Origin of the sequence: Limnohabitans sp. Rim47 (assembly GCF_001517545.1) — a bacterium.
Lineage (GTDB): Bacteria > Pseudomonadota > Gammaproteobacteria > Burkholderiales > Burkholderiaceae_C > Limnohabitans_A.
The window spans coordinates 95,998-118,264 of the sequence record NZ_FBYA01000001.1 but is presented as its reverse complement, the minus strand read 5'-3'; the positions used below and the strand labels follow the sequence as shown (position 1 = coordinate 118,264).

Annotated in this window: 21 protein-coding genes; 15 read left to right on the top strand and 6 right to left on the bottom strand. The window is 61.3% G+C overall.

What is annotated here, in order from left to right; translation table 11 throughout:
• Nucleotides 1-31: 31 nt before the first annotated feature.
• Together BN3544_RS00545 and BN3544_RS00540 are read left to right on the top strand one after the other, a co-directional pair.
• Entirely contained in the window at nt 32-1,564 is a 1,533-nt protein-coding gene (locus BN3544_RS00545; protein ID WP_026036657.1) for a YifB family Mg chelatase-like AAA ATPase, read from the top strand.
• A 105-nt stretch (nt 1,565-1,669) separates the two neighbouring features.
• Complete coding sequence (locus BN3544_RS00540; protein WP_019430017.1) at nt 1,670-2,029, top strand: hypothetical protein; 360 nt, start codon at nt 1,670-1,672, stop codon at nt 2,027-2,029.
• A gap of 51 nt (nt 2,030-2,080) precedes the next feature.
• Here the strand turns inward: BN3544_RS00540 and BN3544_RS00535 are convergent, their stop codons facing one another.
• Nucleotides 2,081-2,917, bottom strand: coding sequence for an amidohydrolase family protein (locus tag BN3544_RS00535; protein ID WP_019430018.1), 837 nt, complete (start codon nt 2,915-2,917; stop codon nt 2,081-2,083).
• On the bottom strand, nt 2,914-3,933 hold the full coding sequence (locus BN3544_RS00530; protein ID WP_019430019.1) for an aldo/keto reductase: 1,020 nt from the start codon (nt 3,931-3,933) through the stop codon (nt 2,914-2,916). Before BN3544_RS00530 ends, BN3544_RS00535 begins: the two co-directional genes overlap by 4 nt.
• A 134-nt stretch (nt 3,934-4,067) precedes the next feature.
• Here BN3544_RS00530 and BN3544_RS00525 point away from each other — a divergent pair, with 134 nt between their 5' ends.
• From BN3544_RS00525 to BN3544_RS00490, 8 genes are read left to right on the top strand one after another with little or no spacing between them, the layout of a single operon-like run.
• On the top strand, nt 4,068-4,508 hold the full coding sequence (locus tag BN3544_RS00525; RefSeq protein WP_019430021.1) for an RbsD/FucU family protein: 441 nt from the start codon (nt 4,068-4,070) through the stop codon (nt 4,506-4,508).
• A 4-nt stretch (nt 4,509-4,512) separates the two neighbouring features.
• Complete coding sequence (locus BN3544_RS00520; RefSeq protein ID WP_019430022.1) at nt 4,513-5,265, top strand: GntR family transcriptional regulator; 753 nt, start codon at nt 4,513-4,515, stop codon at nt 5,263-5,265.
• Nucleotides 5,262-6,194 (top strand): dihydrodipicolinate synthase family protein, encoded by a 933-nt coding sequence (locus BN3544_RS00515; protein WP_019430023.1) that lies wholly within the window; start codon nt 5,262-5,264, stop codon nt 6,192-6,194. The genes BN3544_RS00520 and BN3544_RS00515 overlap by 4 nt, the downstream gene beginning before the upstream one ends.
• A 48-nt stretch (nt 6,195-6,242) precedes the next feature.
• A complete protein-coding gene (locus BN3544_RS00510; protein ID WP_019430024.1) occupies nt 6,243-7,262 on the top strand; it encodes a sialic acid TRAP transporter substrate-binding protein SiaP in 1,020 nt (339 codons plus the stop codon).
• Between the two features lie 2 nt (nt 7,263-7,264).
• Nucleotides 7,265-7,744, top strand: a complete 480-nt coding sequence (locus BN3544_RS00505) for a TRAP transporter small permease (protein WP_019430025.1) — start codon at nt 7,265-7,267, stop codon at nt 7,742-7,744.
• On the top strand, nt 7,741-9,048 hold the full coding sequence (locus BN3544_RS00500; protein ID WP_019430026.1) for a TRAP transporter large permease: 1,308 nt from the start codon (nt 7,741-7,743) through the stop codon (nt 9,046-9,048). Before BN3544_RS00505 ends, BN3544_RS00500 begins: the two co-directional genes overlap by 4 nt.
• Entirely contained in the window at nt 9,048-9,956 is a 909-nt protein-coding gene (locus BN3544_RS00495; protein ID WP_019430027.1) for a ribokinase, read from the top strand. The genes BN3544_RS00500 and BN3544_RS00495 overlap by 1 nt, the downstream gene beginning before the upstream one ends.
• Nucleotides 9,957-9,992: 36 nt before the next feature.
• Complete coding sequence (locus BN3544_RS00490) at nt 9,993-11,219, top strand: MFS transporter (RefSeq protein ID WP_019430028.1); 1,227 nt, start codon at nt 9,993-9,995, stop codon at nt 11,217-11,219.
• 68 nt (nt 11,220-11,287) lie between these two features.
• Here the strand turns inward: BN3544_RS00490 and BN3544_RS00485 are convergent, their stop codons facing one another.
• Nucleotides 11,288-12,016, bottom strand: coding sequence for a DUF4395 family protein (locus BN3544_RS00485; RefSeq protein ID WP_019430029.1), 729 nt, complete (start codon nt 12,014-12,016; stop codon nt 11,288-11,290).
• A gap of 170 nt (nt 12,017-12,186) precedes the next feature.
• Here BN3544_RS00485 and egtD point away from each other — a divergent pair, with 170 nt between their 5' ends.
• Nucleotides 12,187-13,155, top strand: a complete 969-nt coding sequence (gene egtD / locus BN3544_RS00480; protein WP_026036658.1) for an L-histidine N(alpha)-methyltransferase — start codon at nt 12,187-12,189, stop codon at nt 13,153-13,155.
• 17 nt (nt 13,156-13,172) lie between these two features.
• Here egtD and senA read toward each other — a convergent pair whose 3' ends face one another.
• Nucleotides 13,173-14,393, bottom strand: a complete 1,221-nt coding sequence (gene senA / locus BN3544_RS00475) for a selenoneine synthase SenA (protein WP_019430031.1) — start codon at nt 14,391-14,393, stop codon at nt 13,173-13,175.
• A gap of 64 nt (nt 14,394-14,457) precedes the next feature.
• Between senA and senB the strand changes: the two genes are divergently transcribed.
• From senB to BN3544_RS00455, 4 genes are all read left to right on the top strand, one after another.
• On the top strand, nt 14,458-15,435 hold the full coding sequence (gene senB / locus BN3544_RS00470) for a selenoneine biosynthesis selenosugar synthase SenB (protein WP_019430032.1): 978 nt from the start codon (nt 14,458-14,460) through the stop codon (nt 15,433-15,435).
• Nucleotides 15,432-17,798 carry a selenide, water dikinase SelD gene (selD, locus tag BN3544_RS00465; protein ID WP_019430033.1) on the top strand — a complete coding sequence of 789 codons (2,367 nt, stop codon included), beginning with the start codon at nt 15,432-15,434 and terminating at the stop codon, nt 17,796-17,798. Before senB ends, selD begins: the two co-directional genes overlap by 4 nt.
• 5 nt (nt 17,799-17,803) lie before the next feature.
• Entirely contained in the window at nt 17,804-18,481 is a 678-nt protein-coding gene (locus BN3544_RS00460; RefSeq protein WP_019430034.1) for a cupin domain-containing protein, read from the top strand.
• A gap of 250 nt (nt 18,482-18,731) precedes the next feature.
• Entirely contained in the window at nt 18,732-19,307 is a 576-nt protein-coding gene (locus BN3544_RS00455) for a carboxymuconolactone decarboxylase family protein (protein WP_019430036.1), read from the top strand.
• Between the two features lie 8 nt (nt 19,308-19,315).
• Here BN3544_RS00455 and BN3544_RS00450 read toward each other — a convergent pair whose 3' ends face one another.
• Together BN3544_RS00450 and BN3544_RS00445 are read right to left on the bottom strand one after the other, a co-directional pair.
• Complete coding sequence (locus BN3544_RS00450; protein WP_019430037.1) at nt 19,316-20,083, bottom strand: DUF3047 domain-containing protein; 768 nt, start codon at nt 20,081-20,083, stop codon at nt 19,316-19,318.
• A complete protein-coding gene (locus tag BN3544_RS00445) occupies nt 20,080-22,254 on the bottom strand; it encodes an FAD-dependent oxidoreductase (RefSeq protein ID WP_026036660.1) in 2,175 nt (724 codons plus the stop codon). The genes BN3544_RS00450 and BN3544_RS00445 overlap by 4 nt, the downstream gene beginning before the upstream one ends.
• Between the last annotated feature and the right edge of the window lie 13 nt (nt 22,255-22,267).

Below are 22,267 nucleotides of genomic sequence, written 5' to 3'. Positions count from 1 at the left end.
ACCATGCACCAGCATGGGGCACGGAGGAAATATGAGTCTCAGTTTGGTGCGCAGTCGCGCCTTGATGGGTTTGCAGGCGCCGCCGGTCACCGTTGAGGTGCATCTGGCCAATGGCCTGCCCAGCTTCACCTTGGTGGGGCTGGCCGATGTCGAGGTCAAGGAGGCGCGCGAACGGGTGCGTTCCGCCTTGCAAAACAGCGGCCTGGACTTTCCCCACAACAAACGCATCACTGTTAACCTGGCCCCGGCCGACTTGCCCAAAGACTCAGGCCGCTTGGATTTGCCCATCGCATTGGGCATCTTGGCGGCCAGTGGACAAATAGACGCCAGCAAACTCGCTGACTACGAGTTTGCTGGTGAGTTGTCTTTGTCGGGCGAGCTGCGGCCCATACGCGGTGCACTGGCCATGAGCCTGGTGCTGCGCCAGCAGCAGGTGCGCACCCGCTTGGTGTTGCCGCCGGGCAGCGCCGAAGAAGCGGCGTTGGTGCCCGATGCCGAAGTTTTCCGGGCGCGGCATCTGTTGGATGTGGTGCAACAGTTCTTGCCCCCGTCGAACGAGCCCCCGCCCGAACCCAGTGACGGCTGGGCGCGCATGGCCCCCAGCACACCGTCTTCGCCACCGCTTTATGCCAATCTGGCCGATGTCAAAGGCCAAGCGGGCGTGAAACGGGTGCTCGAGATCGCGGCCGCTGGCGGGCATTCGCTCTTGATGGTCGGCCCTCCGGGTTCGGGCAAGTCGATGCTGGCCCAACGTTTTGCGGGTTTGCTGCCGCCCATGGGCATTGAAGCCGCATTGGAATCGGCCGCCATCGCCAGCTTGGCCGGGCGCTTTGACCTTGCTCGCTGGGCGCAACGCCCCACGAGCCAGCCGCACCACTCGGCAAGCGCAGTGGCGCTGGTGGGCGGCGGCTCTCCGCCTCGTCCGGGTGAAATCTCGTTGGCACACCACGGCGTGCTTTTTTTGGACGAGCTTCCGGAATTCCCAAGAGCCGCATTGGAGGCCCTTCGCGAGCCACTGGAAACAGGCACCATCACCATCGCCCGGGCAGCAAGGCGGGCCGAGTTTCCGGCGCGGTTTCAACTGATCGCGGCCATGAACCCCTGTCCTTGCGGTTATTTGGGCAGTGCCACGCGCAGCTGCCGTTGTTCGCCCGATCAGGTCAGTCGATACCAGGGCAAGCTCAGCGGCCCATTGCTTGACAGGATTGACTTGCACATCGAAGTGCCCAGCCTGCCCGCACAAGACTTGCTGAATGCCCCACCCGGTGAAAGCACCGAAACCATGGCGGCCCGCAGCTGGGTCGCCCGTGAACGAGCCCTGGCTCGCCAAGGCTGTGCCAACGCCGACTTGCAAGGCCAAGCCATTGACGCCCACGCCCGATTGGACGCCAGCGCCACGGCCTTGCTGCAAAAAGCGGCGGCCAAACTGGGCTGGAGCGGCCGCAGTGTGCACCGCAGCCTGAAGGTCGCCCGCACCATCGCCGACTTGGCCGGCAGCGACACCATTGAGGCCATGCATGTGGCCGAAGCGGTGCAATACAGGCGGGTGCTCAAAGAGCAATGACGCCCCTCACAGCCGGTTACACCTGCGCGTCGCGTGGCCGATGAATTGTCAACTTGGACGGCAAGACGGCGTTAAAGGTGGACTTTGTTCGTTATGAGGCTTTTGATGAAAAAAATGATCAGCACTTTGGTGGTGGCGCTTTCAGTGGGGGCCTTGAGCACGCAGGCACTGGCTGGTGGCCCCCATGGTCATCAGCAGCGCCCTTCCATCGTTTACCAACAGCGTTCGTCTGACTGGCTTGGCCCACTGATCGTTTTGGGCATTGCAGGCGCGGCCATCAGCGTTGCTGCCAGCCAGCCCAGCTACGCACCAGCCCCGCAGGTGACTTACGTGACGCCGCCCGTCACATACATTCCGCCACCTCAACCCGCAGGCGGGAGTTACTTTTGCAGCTCTGTCGGGCAGTTTTATCCGAACACGCCTTATTGCCCTGAAGGCTGGCAATTGGTTTATCCGGTGCGTTAAAGGGCACGGACAAAACAGGGCTGTTAACAGCCCGACTCCAAGATAAAAACGTCACCCTTTAAGTCGGTAAATGCGGCGCGCGTTGCCACCTAAAACAGCGGTTTTTTCTTGTTCAGGCAAGTGGGCCAAGACACTCAATGACAGCGCCCGCCAGGTGGCGTAGCTGCCAGCCAGCTCCAGCACAGGCCAGTCGCTGCCCCAAAGCAGTCGCTGCGGCCCCCAGATCGTCAGCAGCGCTTCGCACCAGGGGCGCACCACCTCCACCGGCTGCCCCGCCGGGGCTTCGGTCCACAAGCCCGACATTTTGCAAACCACCTTGGCCGTATCTGTCTCGCGTGCCAGCTGCGTCATCGCCAGAGCCCAGTCATCCATTGCCGCTGTATCGATCACGGGCTTGGCACCATGGTCGACCACCACGGTCAAATCCGGGTGGGCCTGGGTGAGCGCCAAGATGCGCGGGATGTGAACAGTTTGGATCAAGGCGTCGAACACCAGACCGCAGCGCGCCATGGCCGACAACACGGGTTGGATGGCAGGTTGCAGGATCCAGTCGGGATCGCTCAGGTCTTGCAACATGGGGCGCAGGCCCTTGAGCAGGGGCTGCTCAGCGCAATACGCGACCTGCTGTGCCGCGTCCGGGGCCAGCATGTCGATCCAGCCGACCACGCCGAGCACCGACGGGTTGGCCTGTGCTTGTTGCAACAAAAACTGCGTTTCTTGTGCTGTGGGTGCGGCTTGCACCACGATGCCGCCGCCCACGCCCCAAGCATCGGCTTGTTGCCGCCAGTCGGCCACCGCCACATCGCGGTAAATCGGTGCCAGATCGGGCGTGAGCCAGCCGTAGTCGGCCCGCGCCAATTGCCAGCAGTGAAAGTGCGCGTCAATCATGCCGCCTCTACCGGGATAGGCGCCTCGGCGGGAATCAAGTCTTCGTGGCGCAATTGCTGCCAAAAATCGGACGGAATCACTTCACGACCGGCTTGCCGGGCCGCTTGCCACTGAACGGCACTGCGCACACCCAGCATGACGATCTGCGTGGCCGGGTGCGCCAGGGCGAATTGCAAGGCGGCAGCGGGCAAACTCACACCATGCTGGTCGCACACGGCCTGCATGCTCAAAGCCTTGTCGACCCAGGCTTGTGTGGCGGGGGCATAGTTGAAGGTCATGGGCCGATCCGCCGACACGCGCGTGGCCAGGATGCCGGAGTTGAACACCCCGCCCAGCGCCAGCGCCACTTGCCGTTTGACCAATTGCGACATGAGCGTAGGCAAGGCCGCTTGGTCGAGCAAGGTGTAGCGGCCCGCGAGCATGAGCACATCCAGATCGGCGTGGCGCAGCACCTGCTCGACGATTTGGTGGTCATTCACACCCAAGCCGATGTGGCTGATCAAACCTGTTTGTTTGAGCCCGGCCAGTTCGGGCAAGGCCTCGTCCAACACCTGGCGCAGCACACCGGCAGCGCCGGGGCCATGCGTGGCGGCATCGATGTCATGGATATAGACCGCATCAAGCTGGGCCAGACCCAGGCGCTGAAGGCTGTCCTCGACACTGCGGCGCACGCCGCTGGCCGAAAAATCCCAATGCTGAATAAAGGGCAAGGTGTTCACATAGCTGTGTTGCTCGCGTGGCACCTGGGCCTGCGGCATGAGCAAACGCCCCACTTTGCTGGACAGCCGCCAGGTGTTGCGGGGATGGCCGCGCAAAGCATCGCCCAGACGCCGCTCCGACAGGCCGTGACCGTAATGCGGTGCGGTGTCAAAGCTGCGGCAGCCGTCGGCCCAAGCGGCATCGACCACGGCCCGTGCTTGCGCATCGTCCATGGCTTCAAAAAGATTGCCCAGCGGCGCGCCGCCCAATCCCAGGCGGGCGCCGTCGGTGCAAGGCAAAAAAGCAGGTGTTTTCATAAAGGGTGATCACGGGACATGGCGGCCATCGTAGAGGGCAAAGAACCCGCTGACCAGTGCTGTGGGCAAAACGCCAAAACACGGGTAATCACGGGGGCCGTTCTTTTCAATCATCGCTAACATGTTAGTCAGTCATGCTAAAAAACATCTCACCCCTCCTGACCCCAGAGCTGCTGTATGGCCTGGCCAAACTGGGCCATGGCGACGACGTGGTGCTGGTCGATGCCAACTTTCCGGCCGACCGCATTGCCGAGCAAGCCCACGCGCGGCTGGTGCAGTTACCGGGTTTGACCACCACGCAGGTTCTGCAGGCCGTGCTCAGCGTGTTGCCACTGGACAGCTTTGACAGCCCCTGCGCCTGGACCATGCAGGTGGTCGGCGATGCGCAAGCGGTGCCCACGCCGGTGGCCGAATTCAGGCAAGCCCTGCAAGAAGCGGGCGAAGCCGCACCGGGCAGCCTGGAGCGTTTTGCGTTTTACGACCAGGCGAGCGCGGCCCGCTTGGTGGTTCAAACTGGCGACTTGCGCAAATACGCCAACATCATGCTGCGCAAGGGCGTGGTCTCGACCGACTGACACCATGGCCATCTCGCCCAACCCCCAGTCTTTGCGCGCCCGCGCTTATGAAAATTTCCGCCAGCAGATCTTGCAGGCCAATGTGCAGCCGGGCCAGTTTGTCTCGCAGCGAGAGCTGATGCAATTGCTCGACATGCCGCTGGGCGCGGTACGCGAGCTGATCCCGCGCCTGGAGGCCGAAGGGCTGCTGCGCACCGTGCCGCAACGCGGTCTGCAAATTGCGCATGTGGACCTCAAGCTGATCCACAACGCCTTCCAGTTGCGCAGCATGCTGGAGCGCGAAGCCGCGCTGCATTTTGTGCAGGCCGTCAGCGATGCGGATCTGGCCAGCATCGAACAAGCGCATCTGAGCATCGTGCAGCGTGCCGTGCAAGGACCCATTACCGATGAACTGTTGACCGAAGCCACCTCGGTGGATTGGGGCTTGCACGACCTGATGATCGACACACTGGGCAACGACCTGATTTCGCAGACCTACCGCATCAACAGCCTGCGTGTGCGATTGATTCATCTGGAGCGCTCGACCTTGTCGGCCGAAGTTTTGCTGCCGGCCATGCAGGAGCACCTGAACCTGATCGCTGCGCTGAAATTGCGTGACCCTTTGGCGGTGGCCGAGCATGTGGCCTTTCACATCCACAGTGCCCACCAGCGGGTGCTGGGTCAGGACCGCCGCGTGCTCTCAACACCTGCCCGTCTGGACAGCCCCTCGCCTTCCACATCAGTGACTTCTATCACCACCCTCACGGAGTTCTCTTGACACACTCGCTCACCAACAGCCGCAATGGTTTTCAGGGCATCTGGCCCGCGATGCTCACGCCACTCGATGCACAACTGAACATCGATCACCCCAAACTGGCCGCACACGCGCTGTCGCTGATTGGCGCAGGCTGTGGTGGTGTGACCATTTTTGGCACCACGGGCGAAGGCCCCTCGTTCTCGTTGCAAGAGCGCAAGCAAGCCGTTGAACAACTGATTGCCAACGGCGTTCCCGCCGAACGCATCATGGTCTCCACCAGCTGCGCTGCCGTGACCGAAACCCTCGAACTCACCCGCCACGCGGTGGATTTGGGCGTGCACGGCTGTCTGGTGCTGCCGCCCTTCTTTTTCAAGGGCATCAGCGACGAAGGCATCCTGAACGGCTATGTGCAGATCATCGAAGGCGTCAACAGAAAAGACTGGCGTCTGTACCTGTATCACATTCCGCAGGTCATCGGCGTGAGCCTGTCGCACGGCGTGATCGCCGAATTGCTCAAGCGCTACCCCGGCATCATCGCGGGTATCAAGGACAGCAGCTGCGACCGGACGCACTCGGTTGCACTCGCCCAAGCCTTCATGCCGCCGCTCACGGTGTACGTGGGTTTTGAACCTGATTTGCCCACCATGGGGCCGCTGGGCAGCACGGGCGCCATCAGCGGACTGGCCAACTTCATGCCGCGCATCGTGCACCGCATGGTGCTGGAATCTACCGCCCCCGGCACGGCACACGATGCACAGCGCGTGCAAACCATTCTTGACTTGCTCAAACCCCATTCGCTGATGCCTGCCCTCAAAAGCGTCATGGCCACCTTGCACAGTGACCCCAGCTGGTTGCGCGTGCGTGCACCGCTGGTGGCCATGACGCCCGAGGCCCATGCGGCCTTTGCCCAACAAGTGCAGCAGTTCAGCATTGACCGCACGCGCGAATAAGTCGTTTCACACTTTTCCTTTCACCCACCACAACTCCAGGAGACAAGCATGAAAAACACATCCACCCTGCGTCGCGGCCTGTTGGCCGCCAGCGTTTCGGCTCTGGCCATTGGCAGCATGCTCGGCATGAGCACGCAAGCCTTGGCACAAGCCAAAATCCCGATGCGCATTTCTACGCCCGCAGTGCCCGATGACTGGCACGCCAAGATGTGGACCGTGTTCAAGGATGCGCTCGACAAATCCTCGCCCAACCAGTTCGACACGCAGATCAACCTGAATGCCACCTTGTTCAAGCAAGGCACCGAACCTGCCGCCATGGCCCGTGGCAATCTGGAACTGTCGGCCATCTCCGCTTTCGACATGGCCAAACTGGTGCCCAAGTTCTCGATTTTCACCGCCGGTTATGTGGTGCGCGATCCGGCCCACCAGCAAAAGGTGTTCAACGGCCCCATCGGTGAAGGCTTGTTCAAATCTGTGTCTGAAAAAATGGACGTGACCGTGTTGTCCACCGCTTATCTGGGCACCCGCCAGGTCAACTTGCGCGAAGCGCGCAACGTCAAAACGCCGGCCGACCTCAAAGGCATCAAATTGCGCATGCCTGGCACCAAAGAATGGTTGTTTCTGGGTGAAGCCCTGGGCGCAACCGCCACACCGCTGGCCTTTGGCGAGGTGTATCTGGGCCTCAAAACCGGAACCATCGACGGCCAAGACAACCCACTGCCCACCGTGCGCGCCGCCAAGTTCTATGAAGTGACCAAGCAACTGGTGCTGACCAACCACTTGGTGGACAGCATCTTCATTGCGATCTCGAACAAAACCTGGAATGCCCTGACGCCTGCGCAAAAGCAAAACGTCAAGGCCGCTGCGCAAGCTGCTGCCCAGTTCAACAACGAGAACCGCATCAAGGAAGAAGCCCAGATCGTGGACTTCTTCAAGCAGCAAGGTTTGCAAGTCACCACGCCCGATCTGGAGGCTTTCCGCAAGTCGGTGCAGGACACCTATGCCAAGTCGGATTACGCCAAGGTCTGGCCCGCAGGCATGCTTGAGCGCATCAACAACACCCGCTGAACATGCGTTGGTTCAAAAAAGCTGCCGACACGTTCGGCGGCCTTGTTTTCCTCTGCCTGTTCCTGACCTTTTTGGTGCAGATCACGGCCCGCTTCGGCTTTAACAAGCCGTTGCCGTGGTCAGACGAGTTGGCTGTGATCCTCTACCTCTGGGCCATCTTGTGGGCTGCGGCCTTCATGGTGCCTGAGCGGGAGCAGGTGGTGTTTGATCTGCTTTGGAACAGCGTCAGTGTGGGCACCCGCCGCATCATGCGCATCGTGGGCAACCTCATGATCGGCGGCTTGGCCTTGGTGGCCATTCCGGCCAGCTGGGACTATGTGCACTTCATGGCGCGTGAGTCATCACCCGTGCTGGACATCTCGTTTCAGTGGGTGTTTTTACCGTTTGTGCTGCTGCTGGTGGCACTGGTGTTGCGCAGTGCCTTTGGCATCTGGCAAGCCATCAAAGGACAGGGCCTTGATGCCCAAGGACTTCCGACATGACTCTGGCTTTGTGGGCCCTTGTGGGCGTGGTGGTGATCGGCATGCTGCTGCGCATGCCGATCGGGTTTTCAATGCTCATGGCGGGTGTGGCCTACCTGTTGGTCAAGGGTCAAGACCTGGGTCTGGTGGCCGAGCAGGTGAGCAACGGTCTGTACAACAGTTACGTGCTGTTGGCGGTGCCGCTGTTTGTGTTTGCCGCCAACATCATGAACGCGGGCACGGTGAGCGAGCGCATTTTTGACTTTTGTCGTATCCTGGTGGGCCGCATGCGTGGTGGCCTGGCGCAGGTGGATATTTTGGTGAGCGTGATTTTTTCAGGCATGAGCGGCAGTGCGATTGCCGACGCCGCTGGGCCGGGCCTGGTCACCATCAAGCAAATGCTCAAAAAGCCCGAATACACGCCCGGCTTTGCCGGTGCGGTGGTGGTCGCCAGCGCCACGCTGGGGCCGATCATTCCGCCATCCATCCCGATGGTGATTTATGCGTTGGTCTCAGGCGCTTCGGTCGGTGCCTTGTTTTTGGGCGGCGTGGTGCCGGGTGTGTGCATGACCATCCTGATGATGAGCGTGGTGCATTACATCGCGCGCAAACGCAACATGCCGCGTGAAGAACCGATTCCATTCAAGGAATGGCCTGCTATCTTGTTTCGTGGCGCTTTGCCCTTGTCCATGCCGATAGTCTTGCTGGGGGGCATTTATTCGGGGGCCTTTACCCCGACCGAAGCCGCTGCCGTGGCGGCCTTGCATGCCTTGGTGTTGGCGGCCTTTGTTTTTCGTGCCTTGAGCTGGAAGGCATTTTGGGGCGTGGTGCTCGAATCGACCCGCTCCAGTGCGGTGATCACCATCATCTTGGCAGGTTCGTTCATGCTGAACTACGCCTTCACCTCAGAAGGCGTGCCTCAGGCCATGGCCGCGTGGGTGGACAACCTGCACCTCAGTCGTCTGCAGTTTTTGTTCATGGTCAACGCTTTGTTTTTGATCCTAGGTTGCTTTCTCGACGTATCGGTGCTGCTGCTGGTGTTTGTGCCCATGCTGCTGCCTGCGGCCAAACTGCTGGGTGTGGACTTGGTGCACTTTGGCGTGTTGGTGGTGCTGAACATGATGATCGGCTTGATCCACCCGCCTTTTGGCATGCTGCTGTTTGTGACCAAGGCGCTGACCGGCATCCCGATTGGCGACATGATGCGCGAAGGTTGGCTGTTCTTGGTCATGCTGCTGGGCCTGTTGGTGGCCATGACCATCTTCCCTGAAATTGTGTTGTGGCTGCCGCGAACCATGGGTTATGGCACGCCAGGAGCCACCTGATGGCTGTCGACGTCGTTTGCGTGGCCAGCTGGAATGTGGACCTGATTGCCCACATTCCCCAGCCGCTTGAACGTGGCCAAACCCGCATGGCGCAGGCGTTTGATCGCCTGCCCGGCGGCAAGGGCAGCAACGCGGCGATCGCCGCTGCGCGCCAAGGCGCACAGGTGGGCCTGATCGCGCGCATTGGCGGTGACGATTTTGGGCAGATGGGCCTGGACCTGTGGGCCCGTGAAAGCATTGACAGCCAGCATGTGTTGCGCGGCGCAGGCGAAACCAATGGCACCGCACTGATTCTGGTGTACGAAGATGGTGACAACTCGATTGCCGTTTACCCCGGTGCAGGTGCTGGCCTGACCGCTGCCCATGTGCAAGCGGCCACGGGCATGCTGGCTCAAGCGCGGGTGGTCATGGCCTCGTGCGAAGTGCCGCTGGCGGCCACACTCGCGGCATTTGAAATCGCCCGAGCGCATGGCGTATTGACGCTTTTAAACCCGGCACCGGCCACGCCCTTGCCCGATGCCCTGTGGCCTTTGGTCGATGTGCTCACCCCCAACGAAGGCGAGTTGCTGATGCTGGCCGATGCGCCAGACATCGAGACCGCGGCATTGTGTCTGTTGCAACGCGGCGTGGGCGCGTTGGTGGTCACGCTGGGTGAACGAGGCTGTGCCCTGTTCCGCCCTGATGCCGCGCCCTTGTGGGTGCCCGGTCATGCCATGCAAGTGGTGGACACCATTGGCGCAGGCGACACTTTCACAGGTACTTTGGCTGCGCAATTGGCACAGCAAAGCCCCTGGCCTCAGGCCTTGCGATGGGCCAATGCGGCAGCAGCGTTGTCGACCCAAGCGCAGGGGGCGGTGACGGCCATGCCTGCACGTTCCCAAGTTCAGGCGTGGCTACATTCCGGCTAACGGCGGTGCTCAAAAGGGCGCCACGATAATGCGTTGATGCGTTTTTTTCGCCCGCCTTCTTCCAACGCCCCTGGAGCCTTCAGTTTCTGGCTGTCCCTGCCCCAGCTCATCACTTGGGGCAGTGTTTTTTATACCTTCTCGTTGCTCATGGCGCCGCTCGAGGCCGAGTTGGGCATGAGCCGTGCCCAGTCGTCGCTGGCCTTCAGTTTGGCGCTGCTGGCCGAAGGCTTGATGGCTTATCTGGTGGGCCGCTGGATTGATGCGGGGCATGAGCGTTGGGTGATGAGCGTGGGCTCGGTTTGGGTCGGTTTGGGTTTGCTGGGGCACAGCTTTGTGCAATCCATTGCGGGGTTTTATGCCGCCTGGATCTGGCTGGGCTTGGGTCTGGCGGCCACGCTTTACACCCCGGCATTTGCGGTGGTCACACGCCGTTTTCCACAAGACTTTCGCCGCGCCATCATCACGCTGACTTTTTTGGGCGGACTGGCCAGCACGGTGTTCATCCCATTGTTTGCCTGGTGGATGGACTTGTGGGGCTGGCGCCATGCGCTGTGGGCTTTGGCGGTGCTGCAGTTTGCAGTGTGTTTGCCCTTGCACGCTGGGTTGTTACGTGGGGCACCGCGCCCGCCAAGCCGCCTGAAGCAGGCCAGCACCTTCGTTGACCAGATGCCTCCCGTGTCGGTGCGCGAACACCTGCGACGCGCGCCGTTTTGGCTGCTGGCCCTGTTCATGGTGCTGATGATGTCGGTGACTTCTGCCTTGCCCGCACACATGATCGCTTTGTTGCAAGAGGCGGGTTTTTCACCGACATGGGTGATTGCCGTGCCCGCAGCCATTGGCGTGATCCAGGTGGTCGGGCGCTTGGTGCTGTTTGTGTTTGAACGCCACTGGGATGTGCACACCGCCAACCGCTGGATTCCGGGCTTTATTCCCTTGGGTTTGCTGGCGCTGTTGCTGGGCGGCTTTCACCCTTTGGGGGCCTTGGTGTTTGTGCTCCTGTTCGGCTTGGGCAACGGCATGATCACCATCGTCAAGGGCACTGCCCTGGCGCAGTACGTGAGCCGTGACCATGTCGGTCAACTCAACGGCTTGCTGGGCATGCCGATCGCGCTGGCCCGCGCGGCCGCACCCTTGACTGTGGGTTTGCTGTGGTCCCCGGCGACAGGCTACCGTGTGGCGCTGGCTTGGCTGCTGTTGGCCAGCGTGCTGAGCACGGCAGCGCTGTGGGCTGCGCAACGACAAGCTCTAGAAACGCGTGATTGAAACGCGGCATTTAAAAAGCATTGAGACCGCGCGTGATGGCCTGTCGTCAAGCCTTTCGTCGCGCAAGTTCAGGCACCGAAGTTCAGGTTGTTGCACTCTTCGCACTCTTCTTGCAGCCAGCCCAACTTGACGAAGAGCGCGTGCAGTTTGCAGCCCACGCAAAAGCCCAAAATAGCCTCCAGCCACATGAAGCCCAAGCACACCCAAACCATCAGCAAGGGCAACCAGCGCGGCAAATACTGCTCGGTGGTGGGCAGCAGCGGCAAAGTGGTCACCGTGTTGACCATGGCGGCAAATTTTTCAGGGTGAAAAAACACCAAGCACAGTGAGATCATGCTGGCCCCGATGCCCCAGGCAAAACGTTTGGGGGCCAATGGCTTCCAGACTGCAGGCGAACGCCGGGCCAGCCAGGTAGACAGCCAGATCGTGGGGGAAAGGTAAGAGGTCTTGACGCTCATGCCCGCCAGCATCTCGAACAGGGCATAAAACAAAAACCAGGTCTGCACCGTGTAATCGTAGGTGCGTCGCACCGCTTCCACCATGTACAGAATCCGGCCATCAAAATCGGTCTCAAACGTGTCGGTGATGACATCGCCCGTGACGTTCCACCGCCCACCAAACACCACATCGACCAAGGTAAAGGCCATGTAAATCGGAATCGCCAACATGATGCCTGCACGGATGCGCACGGCCGTTTCGTTCAAATACGGCTGCACATCATCTCGGCTGCGGAACCACACATAACGGGTGTCTCGCGGACTGACTGCAGGGGCTGCAGAAACGGTTGCTGTGTTCATGGGGCATCTCCTTGGCACTGTTCGAGGTCTGATGAATATCAGAGCGCGCTTATAAAGAGGTCATTATGCAAAAAAAGTGGGCTTGTGCGGCATTGGCGCAAGCGATTGATTTTTCAAAATTGCACACTCCGACAAGGCCACACATGGGTGGCTGCACTAACATGTGGCGCATGTCCGAGCCACAATTTATCCAGCTGTACCAGCACAACGCCACTGCTGTGGCAAAAGAACTCTTGCTGGGCCTGAGTGCCCCGCAGGCCTTTACATCCCCTAAATACCTGTACGACGCGCTGGGTTCGCGTTTGTTCGAGGCCATCACCGAACTGACCGAATACGACCTGACCCGTACCGAAGCTCAGCTGATGCGTTTGCACAGCGCCGACATGGCAAAGCATTTGCCTTCAGGCGCTTGCTGGATCGACCTGGGTGCGGGCAATTGCGAAAAAGCCGGGCGCTTGCTGGGCCCCATGCAGGCCGGTCGTTATGTGGCGGTGGACATTTCGGTGGACTTTGTACGACAAGCTTTAGACAGTCTGCAGCGCCAGCACCCCGGCCTGAGCATGGCGGGCTTGGGGACCGATTTTTCGGGCGGCCTTGATTTGCCAGAGGCACTGGCGCTGGCCCCTGCTCAGCCGCGTGTGCTGTTTTACCCCGGATCCAGCATTGGCAACTTCACGCCCGAGCAAGCCTTGGACTTTTTGCAAAGTCTGCACCGCGCTTGCGGCACGGCGGCTGGCAGCGGTTTGTTGATCGGGGTGGACTTGATCAAGGACGCGGCCGAGCTGGAGGCGGCCTACGACGACATGTTGGGCGTGACGGCAGCCTTTGACCTGAACTTGCTGCTGCACATCAACCGCTTGGTGGGCAGCGACTTTTCGGTGCGCGACTGGCGGCACCTGTCACGTTTCAATGCCGAACAATCGCGTGTAGAAATGCACTTGCAGGCGCGCCAAACGGTGCGGGTGCAATGGCCGGGCGGCGAGCGCTTGTTTGCGCAGGGCGAGACCATTCACACCGAAAACGCCTGCAAATGGGCGGTGCCTGGCTTTGAGGCCCTGTTGCTGTCCGCAGGCTTTGCCTCGACCCGTGTCTGGACCGATACGGCCCAACGATTTGCGGTGCTGTGGGCCGCCGCTTAATCCCGCTTGATGCCGCTTTAGACCGCCACCGAGCGAAAGCCCGCAAAAATATCGCGCCGGTCGGGCACAAAGAAGTTGCGGTAGCGCACATCCACCACATTCTCCGAGGTAGCGGCGCAGGCCCCGCGCAGTACGCGGTGGCCATGCCACCAAGGCTCTGAATAATCGCGGTAAGGGTGCACCTCAAACCCAGGGTAAGGCAAGAAATTGCTGGCCGTCCATTCCCACACCTGGCCCCACGCAAAACGGGGTTGCTGCGCGGCACATTCCCATTCGGCCTCGGTCGGCAAGCGCCGGCCAGCCCATTGGCACCAGGCCTGGGCGTCGAGCGCGTTCAGGTGAACCGCCGGGGCCTGCAGATTAAGGGCTTGCCACTGGCCAAACTGCCGCACTTGCCAAGTCTCATGCTCGCTGCGCACCAACCGCACATGGGGCGGCAGGGCGTGGCCCGTGGCTTGCACAAAAGGCAGGTATCGAGCCCAGCTGACGGCCGCTGCGTCAATCTCGAACGCAGCAACCGTGACAGGGTGGGCCTGGCGTTCGTTGTCAAAAGCGAAACCCGACCCCGAGTGGCCCAAAGTGTGGACTTGTGCAGCCACCTGGATGGACTCATTCAGCCCCATGGCACTTTTTTGGGTGCCCGCATGAATCGGCGCACCCTCGCGCCAGCAAAGGGTTTGTGGCAAAGCCAGCCCCAAGTCTTGCGCCATGTAGACCGAGGCTTCGTTGTGCATGTCTTCGTGTTGCAGCACCAAGCGCCAAAAATACAAGTCGTCATCGCTCGTGGTCCGCCCGGCCAAGTGCAGGGCCTGCAAGTGGTCCAGACTGCGCTGAAGTGTCTGCGCTAGATAAGCCTGCGTCTCGGCCAAGTTTGGCAGTGCCAGAGTCCAGCGGCTGTCGTGAGCGACTTCGCTGGAGTTGTAAAGTGCATCGGCATTGGGCAAGTGCGATGCCTCAAACACAGCACCGCTGTGGGCACTGCGCGTGCCCAGGTGGCGCTGGCGGTTGCGCACCGTCCACCACTCCTGAAACCAGGCGATATGGCCCCATTCCCACAGCGGTGGGTTCATGCCGGGCAAGGGTGGCACTGACAAATCAGGCAAGGCCATTTGCCAAGCCTGCATCAAGCCTAGGGTGCGGGTACGGCTGGTTTTCAGGGCTTGGGCCAAAGCCTCAAGTCCAGCGGTGCGCACGGCACTGTGCACAGGACCCAGGCAGCCGCCAAAAGAATGGGCCAAAGTTGAGCATGAAGCGCTCGGCCCTGCCCCTGCCCCGGTACTGTCATTCATGTATAAACCGCCCATGCAAAAACTTCGTGTGGTCATTGTCAGCCCCGCTTTGGCCGACGCCAACAACGGCAACTGGCAAACCGCGCGTCGTTGGCAACAAATGTTGTCGGGGCATTTTGCCCGCATCGTGCGGCAGTGGCCCGATGCGCAAGCCGAAGATGACGATGTGATGCTGGCCTTGCATGCCCGTCGCTCGGCCGATTCGGTTCAGGCCTGGCACGCACGGCACGGCGAGCGCGGCCTGGGTGTGGTGCTCACGGGCACCGATCTTTACCGCGACATCGCGCATGACCCCATAGCCCAGCGTTCCTTGGCCCTGGCGCAGTCACTGGTGGTGCTGCAAGGGCTGGGCATTGCAAGCTTGCCGCACGCGCACCGAGCCAAGGCCCGCGTGATCTTCCAGTCCACCGGCACGCGCCAGACCTTGCCCAAAACCGTACGCCATTTGCGCGTGGTGATGGTGGGCCATTTGCGTGAAGAAAAAGACCCGCTCACCCTCATGGCGGCTGCGCGCTTATTGCCCCAAGGCAGTGGCGTGTTCATCGACCACATCGGCGCAGCACTGGACCCTGCGTTGGGCTTGGCTGCGCAAGCTACACAAGCGCAGTGCCCGCAATACCGCTGGTTGGGCGCTTTGCCGCACGCCCAAACCCTGCAACGCATCCAGCGTGCCCACTTGTTGGTGCACACCAGCCGCATGGAAGGCGGCGCGCATGTGCTGATGGAGGCGATTTGCAGCGGCACGCCCGTGTTGGCTTCGCGCATCGACGGCAATTTGGGCTTGCTGGGCGAGGACTATGCGGGCATTTTTGAGACGGGTGACGCACAAGGCCTGGCCGATTTGTTGCTGGCTTGCCGAGATCAACAAAGCAGCGCGGGCCTGGTGGCACACTTAGGCCATCAGTGCGCCTTGCGCGCACCCTTGTTTGAACCCCAGGCCGAACGCGCCGCCTTGTACCGTTGGGTGCAAGACCTCTGGACAACTCGATGAAACCCTTAGATCAACCTGTGCTGCGCGACCTGGTGCTGGTCGGCGGCGGCCACAGCCATGTGGGCGTGCTGCGCATGTTTGCCATGAAGCCCGAACCCGGCGTGCGCATCACCGTGATCTGCACCGACATTGACACGCCTTACTCCGGCATGTTGCCGGGCTACATTTCTGGCCACTACAGTTTTGACGAGGTGCACATCGACCTGGGCCGCCTGTGTGCCTTTGCCGGGGCGCGCCTCTACCACGATGCAGTGGTGAGCATCGACCGCAAAAACCAGAAAGTGATTTGCAAAAACCGACCCGCCGTGGCTTACGACCTGTTGTCGATCAACATCGGTTCGACCCCCCAGGTGCAGCAGGTTGAAGGTGCGCAAACGCTGGTCGTGCCGGTCAAGCCGATTGCACAGTTCAACCAGCGCTGGCTGGCGCTGCTGGACAAAGCACGCCAGTGGCCGATGCACCGGGGCCGCATGACGATCGCGGTGGTGGGGGGTGGCGCGGGCGGGGTCGAGCTGCTGCTGTCCATGCAATACCGTTTGCGCAACGAATTCAAGGCGCTGGGGCGCAGTCCCGAAGATTTGAAGTTTGTGCTGCTGACCTCGGGCGAGACGATCTTGCCCACGCACAATCCGGGCGTACGCAAGCGTTTTGTCCAGGTGCTGCAAGCGCGCAACGTCGAGGTTTACAACCAGGCCGAGGTGGTGCAGATCTCGCCCGGCTGTCTGCACACACGCGATGGCCGCACCTTCGATGCCGACGAAACCATGTGGGTCACGCAGGCCGGTGGGCCCGCCTGGCTGCAAAGCACGGGCCTCGCACTCGATGACAAAGGCTTCATCCTGGTCCATCCACAGCTGCAATCCCTGAACGACCCGCTGGTGTTCGCGGCGGGAGACATCGCCTCGTTTGCAGAGCGCCCGCTGGAAAAAGCCGGCGTGTTTGCGGTGCGCATGGCCAAGCCTCTGGCCGACAATTTGCGACGCAGCCTGCGTGGTCAAAAGTGTGTGGCTTACCAACCGCAGCGCCATTGGCTGGCCTTGATTTCGACGGGTAACCGCCACGCGGTGGCATCGCGCGGCCCTCTCGGTTTTGCGGGCGATTGGGTGTGGCGCTGGAAAGACCGGATCGACCGCCAATTCATGCGCCGCTTCACCGAATTGCCCGACATGGCGAATGCCCGCGCTGCGCTGCAACCCGGTGCCAACCTGCGCGAGGCCCTGCGGGCTATGGGCCAGTTGCTCAAAGACATCCGGGCCAAAGGCCAAGCGCCCACAACCCGCTTGACGCTGACCGCTGAAGAGTCCTTGCAAGCCATTTCGGCGATTGCCATGCGCTGCGGCGGTTGCGGCGCCAAAGTGGGCGCCAATATTTTGTCTCGCGCTTTGGGCAGCTTGCAGCCAGTCGAGCGGCCTGATGTGCTGATCGGTTTGCATTCGCCAGATGACGCGGCCGTGGTGCGCGTGCCGCCGGGCATGGCCGTGGTGCAGACGGTGGACTTTTTTCGGGCCTTCATCGACGACCCCTATCTGTTTGGCAAGGTGGCGGCCAACCATGCTTTGGGCGATATTTTTGCCATGGGGGCCGAGCCACAAACGGCCACCGCCGTGGTCACCGTGCCGCCTGGCCTGGAAAGCAAAGTCGAGGACTTGCTCACACAAATGATGGGCGGCGCGATCGAAGTGCTGAACGCCGCAGGCTGCGCCCTGGTGGGCGGCCACACGGGCGAGGGCGCAGAGCTGGCCCTGGGCTTTGCCATCAACGGCCTGATCGACGAGAACATGACGGGCGTGATGTGCAAGGGCGGCATGCAGCCTGGCGATGTGCTGCTCTTGACCAAGCCCATGGGCACCGGCACGCTGTTTGCTGCGCACGCGCGCCATGCCGCCAAGGGCCGCTGGATCGCTGCGGCACTGCAGTCGATGCTGCAGTCCAACCAAGCGGGCGCGCAGATTTTGCGCACGCATGGCGCCACCGCCTGCACCGACCTGACCGGCTTCGGCCTGCTGGGTCACCTGGTCGAGATGACACGTCCGTCCGGCGTGGATGCCGAACTGCAATTGAGCACGCTGCCCCTGCTGGACGGTGCGGTGGATTGCGTTCAGGCGGGCATTGTCAGCTCTTTGCAACCGGCCAACGTGCGGCTGCGCCGCGCTCTGCGCAACGCCGATGAATTCATCAACGACCCACGCTACCCCTTGCTGTTTGACCCGCAAACCGCAGGCGGTCTGTTGGCCAGCGTGCCTGCAGCGCAAGCGGCCGCCTGTGTGCAGGCCTTGCAGGCCGCGGGCTACACGCACACCGCGGTCATCGGTTGCATCACCGCACAAGGCGAAGCCATTGAGCCCGTGCTGTTGAAAACCTGAACACCATGAACACAGCCTTTGCTGCAAGCACCACGCTCAACGCCGACCTGACCCAGCGCTGCGTCATTCACAGCCCCTCGCTCGATTGGGTGGACTCACCCGCTTCGGGTGTCTCGCGTCGTTTGCTTGAACGCGATGGCGGCGAAGTGGCTCGGGCCACTTCCATCGTGCGCTATGCACCGGGTTCGGCCTTTGCAGCCCATACACACGGTGGGGGCGAAGAAATTCTGGTGCTCGAAGGCACGCTGCACGACGAGCATGGGGTGTACGGCCCCGGCTCCTACATCAAGAACCCGGTGGGCACAGCGCACGCGCCGTTCTCACCCGAGGGTTGCACCTTGTTCGTCAAGTTGCGCCACCTGGACGCGCGTGATGACGAACGCGTGGTCATCGACACGCGCCGCAGTGCATGGCATCAAGGCATGGTGGATGGCCTGCAGGTGTTGCCGCTAGGCACCTTTGAGAGCCAAAACACCGCCTTGGTGCGTTGGGCTCCGCAGACGTTTTTCAACCCGCACCGGCATTGGGGGGGCGAAGAGATCTTGGTGCTCGAAGGCGTTTTTTCGGACGAGCACGGCGACTACCCTGCAGGCAGCTGGCTGCGCAGCCCACACATGAGCCAGCACCAGCCTTTCAGCCGCGAAGGCTGTTTGATTCTGGTGAAAACCGGGCACTTGGTGTGAACACGAAACCCTACACCCACCATGAGCCGCTGTCTGCGGACATCACGCGCGCCCCGCTGCGTGACCAGCTTTGTGACCAGCTTCGTGTTGCGCTGCAGCGTCAAGACCACCAGCGCTTGTAAGCCCCTAACACGGCATTCAGGGGGCTTCGGTGGCACCAGCAGGCTATCTTGCACACGACTGAAAAAGACGCGGGTCGGTGCTAAATTGCGACGGAACTTCTTTTCCGCCATCCACAACGAGACACCCCATGAGCATGCCCAAAAACGACCGTTTGCCCGAAATCCCCCGCGATCAAATGACAGGCGCCCAACGGGCCGCAGTGGATGAGTTGATCAGCGGGCCACGAGGCAAACTGAGCGGCCCCTTTGTGCCCCTGATGCGAAGCCCCGAGCTGATGCGGCGTCTGCAAAAAGTGGGCGAATACCTGCGCTATGACAACACCGTGGGTTTGCACAATTCTGAGTTTGCCGTGCTGGTGGTGGCCCGTCATTGGTCTCAGCCTGTCGAGTGGCATATCCACAAACCGATTGCCATGAAAGCGGGCGTGAGTGAAGAAACCTGCAACGCCATTGCCGAAGGCCGTCGCCCGCCGCACATGACGCCGGAAGAAACCGTGGTGTACGACTTTCTGCAAGAGCTGTTGCACAACCAATCGGTCAGCGATGTGACTTGGGCCGCTGCGCAAAAAATGTTTGGTGATCAGGGCGTCATCGACATGACGGCGCACTGCGGCTACTACAGCTTGCTGGCCATGGTGATGAACACCACACGTCGGGGTTTGTCCGACAATGCCGCGCCTGGTCTGGCCCCGTTTCCGCATTGAGGCCACCGCTACGGAACTGACCCTTTCAGACCCGATACCCAGCCCACGCTGTGGCTCGCTGTGTTGTCGCTGTCGGCGCCGATCACCACCGCACGTACTTTGGGCACGGGTTCGTCAAAGGGCATTTCGTCTGCAAACAAACGGCCAAAGTCGGCGGCCACATCGCGGCTCTCGGCTTGCCATTGCCCCAGCGGCGCACCCTGCCCTTGCAGCGTGATGAAGCGCACACGCCGGGTGTACGGGTTGGCCCCTTGCAAGCCCGCGGGATGCACGCTGTCCCATACATAGCACAGCGTGGCGGCAGGCAGGTCTTCGGCACTGACCTTGCGGGCAATGCGCAGCAAGGTGCGCTCGACAAAAGGCACGCGGTCCAGGGGGTGGTCAAACATCACACACACCTTGAGAGCGGCGTCGTCACCGGCTTTGGTCAAAATATCAGCCACCGCTTTGCCGCCTGTCAGCGGCTGGTCCAGACGCCAGCGCCATTGCAGGCGCATGGCATTGACCTTGGGCAGATCGTGTACCCAAGTGCCATATGACGCCTCGGTGCTGACCTTCAAAGCCCGCTCGCCTTGCACCTCGGCTAACTCAAAGCGCGTGGCCGGGATAGCGGCTTTGGACTTGGGGAAACCCACAAAACGCCAAGTGCTGGCCGCTGCGTTATCGGCAGGTACCAAGGGCGAAAGGCCTTGCGCCAAGGCAGATGCGGTGCCACTGACCATGACCCACACCAGCAGCGCTAGCCGTGCCCAAGCGGCTTTGCCCAGCCCCTTCATTCGCGCCGCCAGTCGTGAAACTTCTCGACCCAAGCCAGCAGCTTTTGCGGCGCGTGTGCCCGCTTCCATTCGCCTGCCGCGTATTTGTTGGCCTCGGCCAAGGTGGGGTAGGTGTGGATGGTGCCCAAAATTTTGTTCAGGCCCAAACCGTGCTTCATGGCCAGCACGTATTCGGCCAACAAGTCGCCCGCGTGCGTGCCCACGATCGTCACACCCAAAATGCGGTCTTTGCCGGGCACGGTGAGCACCTTCACAAAGCCGTGGGCTTCGTTGTACGGCCCTTCATCGCATATCGCCCGGTCCAAGTCGTCGATGCCGTACTTCGTCACCTCGTAAGCGATGCCTTGGGCTTGGGCCTCTTGTTCGTTCAGGCCCACACGCGCCACCTCGGGGTCGATGAAGGTGGCCCACGGGATCACGCGGTAGTCGACCTTGAAGGATTTGAAGTCGCCAAACAGCGCATTCACCGCCGCATACCAAGCCTGGTGTGCTGCCGTGTGGGTGAGTTGGTAAGGCCCCGCCACATCGCCTGCGGCGTAGATGTTGGGGTAGAGCGTTTGCAAATACTCATTGGTCTCCACCGTGCGGTGTGTCGGCACGCCAATGTCTTCAAGCCCATAGCCTTGCAAGCGGGCCACGCGGCCCACGGCGCAGACCAAGGCATCAAAAACCAACTCGACCTCGTGCCCTTGCGTGGAGAGCACCAAAATTTTGTCTTCTCCTCGGCGCTCGCAGCGCAAGGCCTGGTGCCCGGTCAGCACCTGCACGCCGTCGGCCTGCAAGGCTTCACGCGCCATGGCCGAGACTTCTTCGTCCTCGCGCACCATGATGCGCTCGCCCATCTCGACCTGCGTGACCTGCGCACCCAAGCGGGCAAAGCTTTGCGACAGCTCACAGCCAATCGGCCCGCCGCCAAGCACCACGATGCGCTTGGGAATGTCATCGAGCTTGGCGAACGCGTCCCACAGCGTGTCGCTGGTGACATAGCCCACATCATCGAGTCCCGGCAAGGGCGGCACGATGGGCTGAGCGCCCGCCGCGATCACAATGGCCCGCGCGGTCAGCCGCTGCACTTGGCCATCGTTCAAGGCCACCTCCACCGTCCACGGGTTCACCAATTTGCCGTAGCCCTGCAACACCTCGACGCCCAAGCCGGTGTAGCGTTCCACGCTGTCGTGCGGCGCGATGGCTTTGATCACATCGTGCACACGCTGCATCACGGCCTTGAAACTGAAGTTGGGCGCGGTGTCGCTCAGGCCATATCGCGCACCGTGACGCATCTGGTGCGCCAGCTTCGCGCTTTTGATCAAAGCCTTGCTCGGCACGCAACCGTAATTCAAACAGTCGCCGCCCATTTTGTGCGCCTCGATCAAAGTCACTTTGGCTTTGACAGCCGCCGCAATGTAGGCCGACACCAAGCCCGCTGCACCGCCACCGATGACGATCAAATTGCGGTCAAAGTGCTTGGGGCGCACGCTGGCCCAACGCGCATAAACCTGCCGCTTTTGAATGGCGGCCACCCCGCGCCGCGCCAACAAGGGGAAGATGCCCAACAACACAAAACTGCCCAAGAGCGCCGGGCTCAAAATGCCCTGCACCGAATCGAGTTGCGCCAACTGCGTGCCCGCATTCACATACACCGCTGTACCCGCCAGCATGCCGAGCTGACTGACCCAGTAATACGTCCAGCTCTTCATGCGCGTCAGGCCCATGAGCAGGTTGATCAGAAAAAAAGGCACCACCGGGATCAGGCGCAAAGTGAAGAGGTAAAACGCACCCTCTTTGTCCACACCCACGTTGATGTCGGCTAGGCGCTGGCTAAAACGGGATTCCACCCAGTCGCGCAACACAAAGCGCGAGGCCCAAAATGCCAAAGTGGCGCCGAGGGTGGACGCGAACGACACGATCAACAAGCCTTGCCACAAGCCAAACACCGCGCCCCCCGCCAGCGTAATGATGGTCGCACCCGGAAACGACAGCGCCGTGGCCAAGACGTACACCCCAAAGTAAACAGCCGCCACCGTGAACGGTTGCTGCGCGTAGAGCTGGTTAAAGCTGGCTTGGCTGGCCTTGAGTTGCTCAAAGCTCAAGTAGCGCCCCAAGTCCAGCACCGCAAAAGCGCCGATGACCAAGGCCAGCAAGAGCAACAACACGATTTGACGAAGGCGCATGAAAGGGGAACTC

What these genes read in the sequence shown, in the direction of transcription:
- BN3544_RS00545 (WP_026036657.1), top strand. Translation starts at nt 32, where the DNA reads ATGAGTCTCAGTTTGGTGCGCAGTCGCGCCTTGATGGGTTTGCAGGCG.
- BN3544_RS00540 (WP_019430017.1), top strand. Translation starts at nt 1,670, where the DNA reads ATGAAAAAAATGATCAGCACTTTGGTGGTGGCGCTTTCAGTGGGGGCC.
- BN3544_RS00535 (WP_019430018.1), bottom strand. Translation starts at nt 2,917, where the DNA reads ATGATTGACGCGCACTTTCACTGCTGGCAATTGGCGCGGGCCGACTAC.
- BN3544_RS00530 (WP_019430019.1), bottom strand. Translation starts at nt 3,933, where the DNA reads ATGAAAACACCTGCTTTTTTGCCTTGCACCGACGGCGCCCGCCTGGGA.
- BN3544_RS00525 (WP_019430021.1), top strand. Translation starts at nt 4,068, where the DNA reads ATGCTAAAAAACATCTCACCCCTCCTGACCCCAGAGCTGCTGTATGGC.
- BN3544_RS00520 (WP_019430022.1), top strand. Translation starts at nt 4,513, where the DNA reads ATGGCCATCTCGCCCAACCCCCAGTCTTTGCGCGCCCGCGCTTATGAA.
- BN3544_RS00510 (WP_019430024.1), top strand. Translation starts at nt 6,243, where the DNA reads ATGAAAAACACATCCACCCTGCGTCGCGGCCTGTTGGCCGCCAGCGTT.
- BN3544_RS00505 (WP_019430025.1), top strand. Translation starts at nt 7,265, where the DNA reads ATGCGTTGGTTCAAAAAAGCTGCCGACACGTTCGGCGGCCTTGTTTTC.
- BN3544_RS00500 (WP_019430026.1), top strand. Translation starts at nt 7,741, where the DNA reads ATGACTCTGGCTTTGTGGGCCCTTGTGGGCGTGGTGGTGATCGGCATG.
- BN3544_RS00495 (WP_019430027.1), top strand. Translation starts at nt 9,048, where the DNA reads ATGGCTGTCGACGTCGTTTGCGTGGCCAGCTGGAATGTGGACCTGATT.
- BN3544_RS00490 (WP_019430028.1), top strand. Translation starts at nt 9,993, where the DNA reads ATGCGTTTTTTTCGCCCGCCTTCTTCCAACGCCCCTGGAGCCTTCAGT.
- BN3544_RS00485 (WP_019430029.1), bottom strand. Translation starts at nt 12,016, where the DNA reads ATGAACACAGCAACCGTTTCTGCAGCCCCTGCAGTCAGTCCGCGAGAC.
- egtD (WP_026036658.1), top strand. Translation starts at nt 12,187, where the DNA reads ATGTCCGAGCCACAATTTATCCAGCTGTACCAGCACAACGCCACTGCT.
- senB (WP_019430032.1), top strand. Translation starts at nt 14,458, where the DNA reads ATGCAAAAACTTCGTGTGGTCATTGTCAGCCCCGCTTTGGCCGACGCC.
- selD (WP_019430033.1), top strand. Translation starts at nt 15,432, where the DNA reads ATGAAACCCTTAGATCAACCTGTGCTGCGCGACCTGGTGCTGGTCGGC.
- BN3544_RS00460 (WP_019430034.1), top strand. Translation starts at nt 17,804, where the DNA reads ATGAACACAGCCTTTGCTGCAAGCACCACGCTCAACGCCGACCTGACC.
- BN3544_RS00455 (WP_019430036.1), top strand. Translation starts at nt 18,732, where the DNA reads ATGAGCATGCCCAAAAACGACCGTTTGCCCGAAATCCCCCGCGATCAA.
- BN3544_RS00450 (WP_019430037.1), bottom strand. Translation starts at nt 20,083, where the DNA reads ATGAAGGGGCTGGGCAAAGCCGCTTGGGCACGGCTAGCGCTGCTGGTG.
- BN3544_RS00445 (WP_026036660.1), bottom strand. Translation starts at nt 22,254, where the DNA reads ATGCGCCTTCGTCAAATCGTGTTGTTGCTCTTGCTGGCCTTGGTCATC.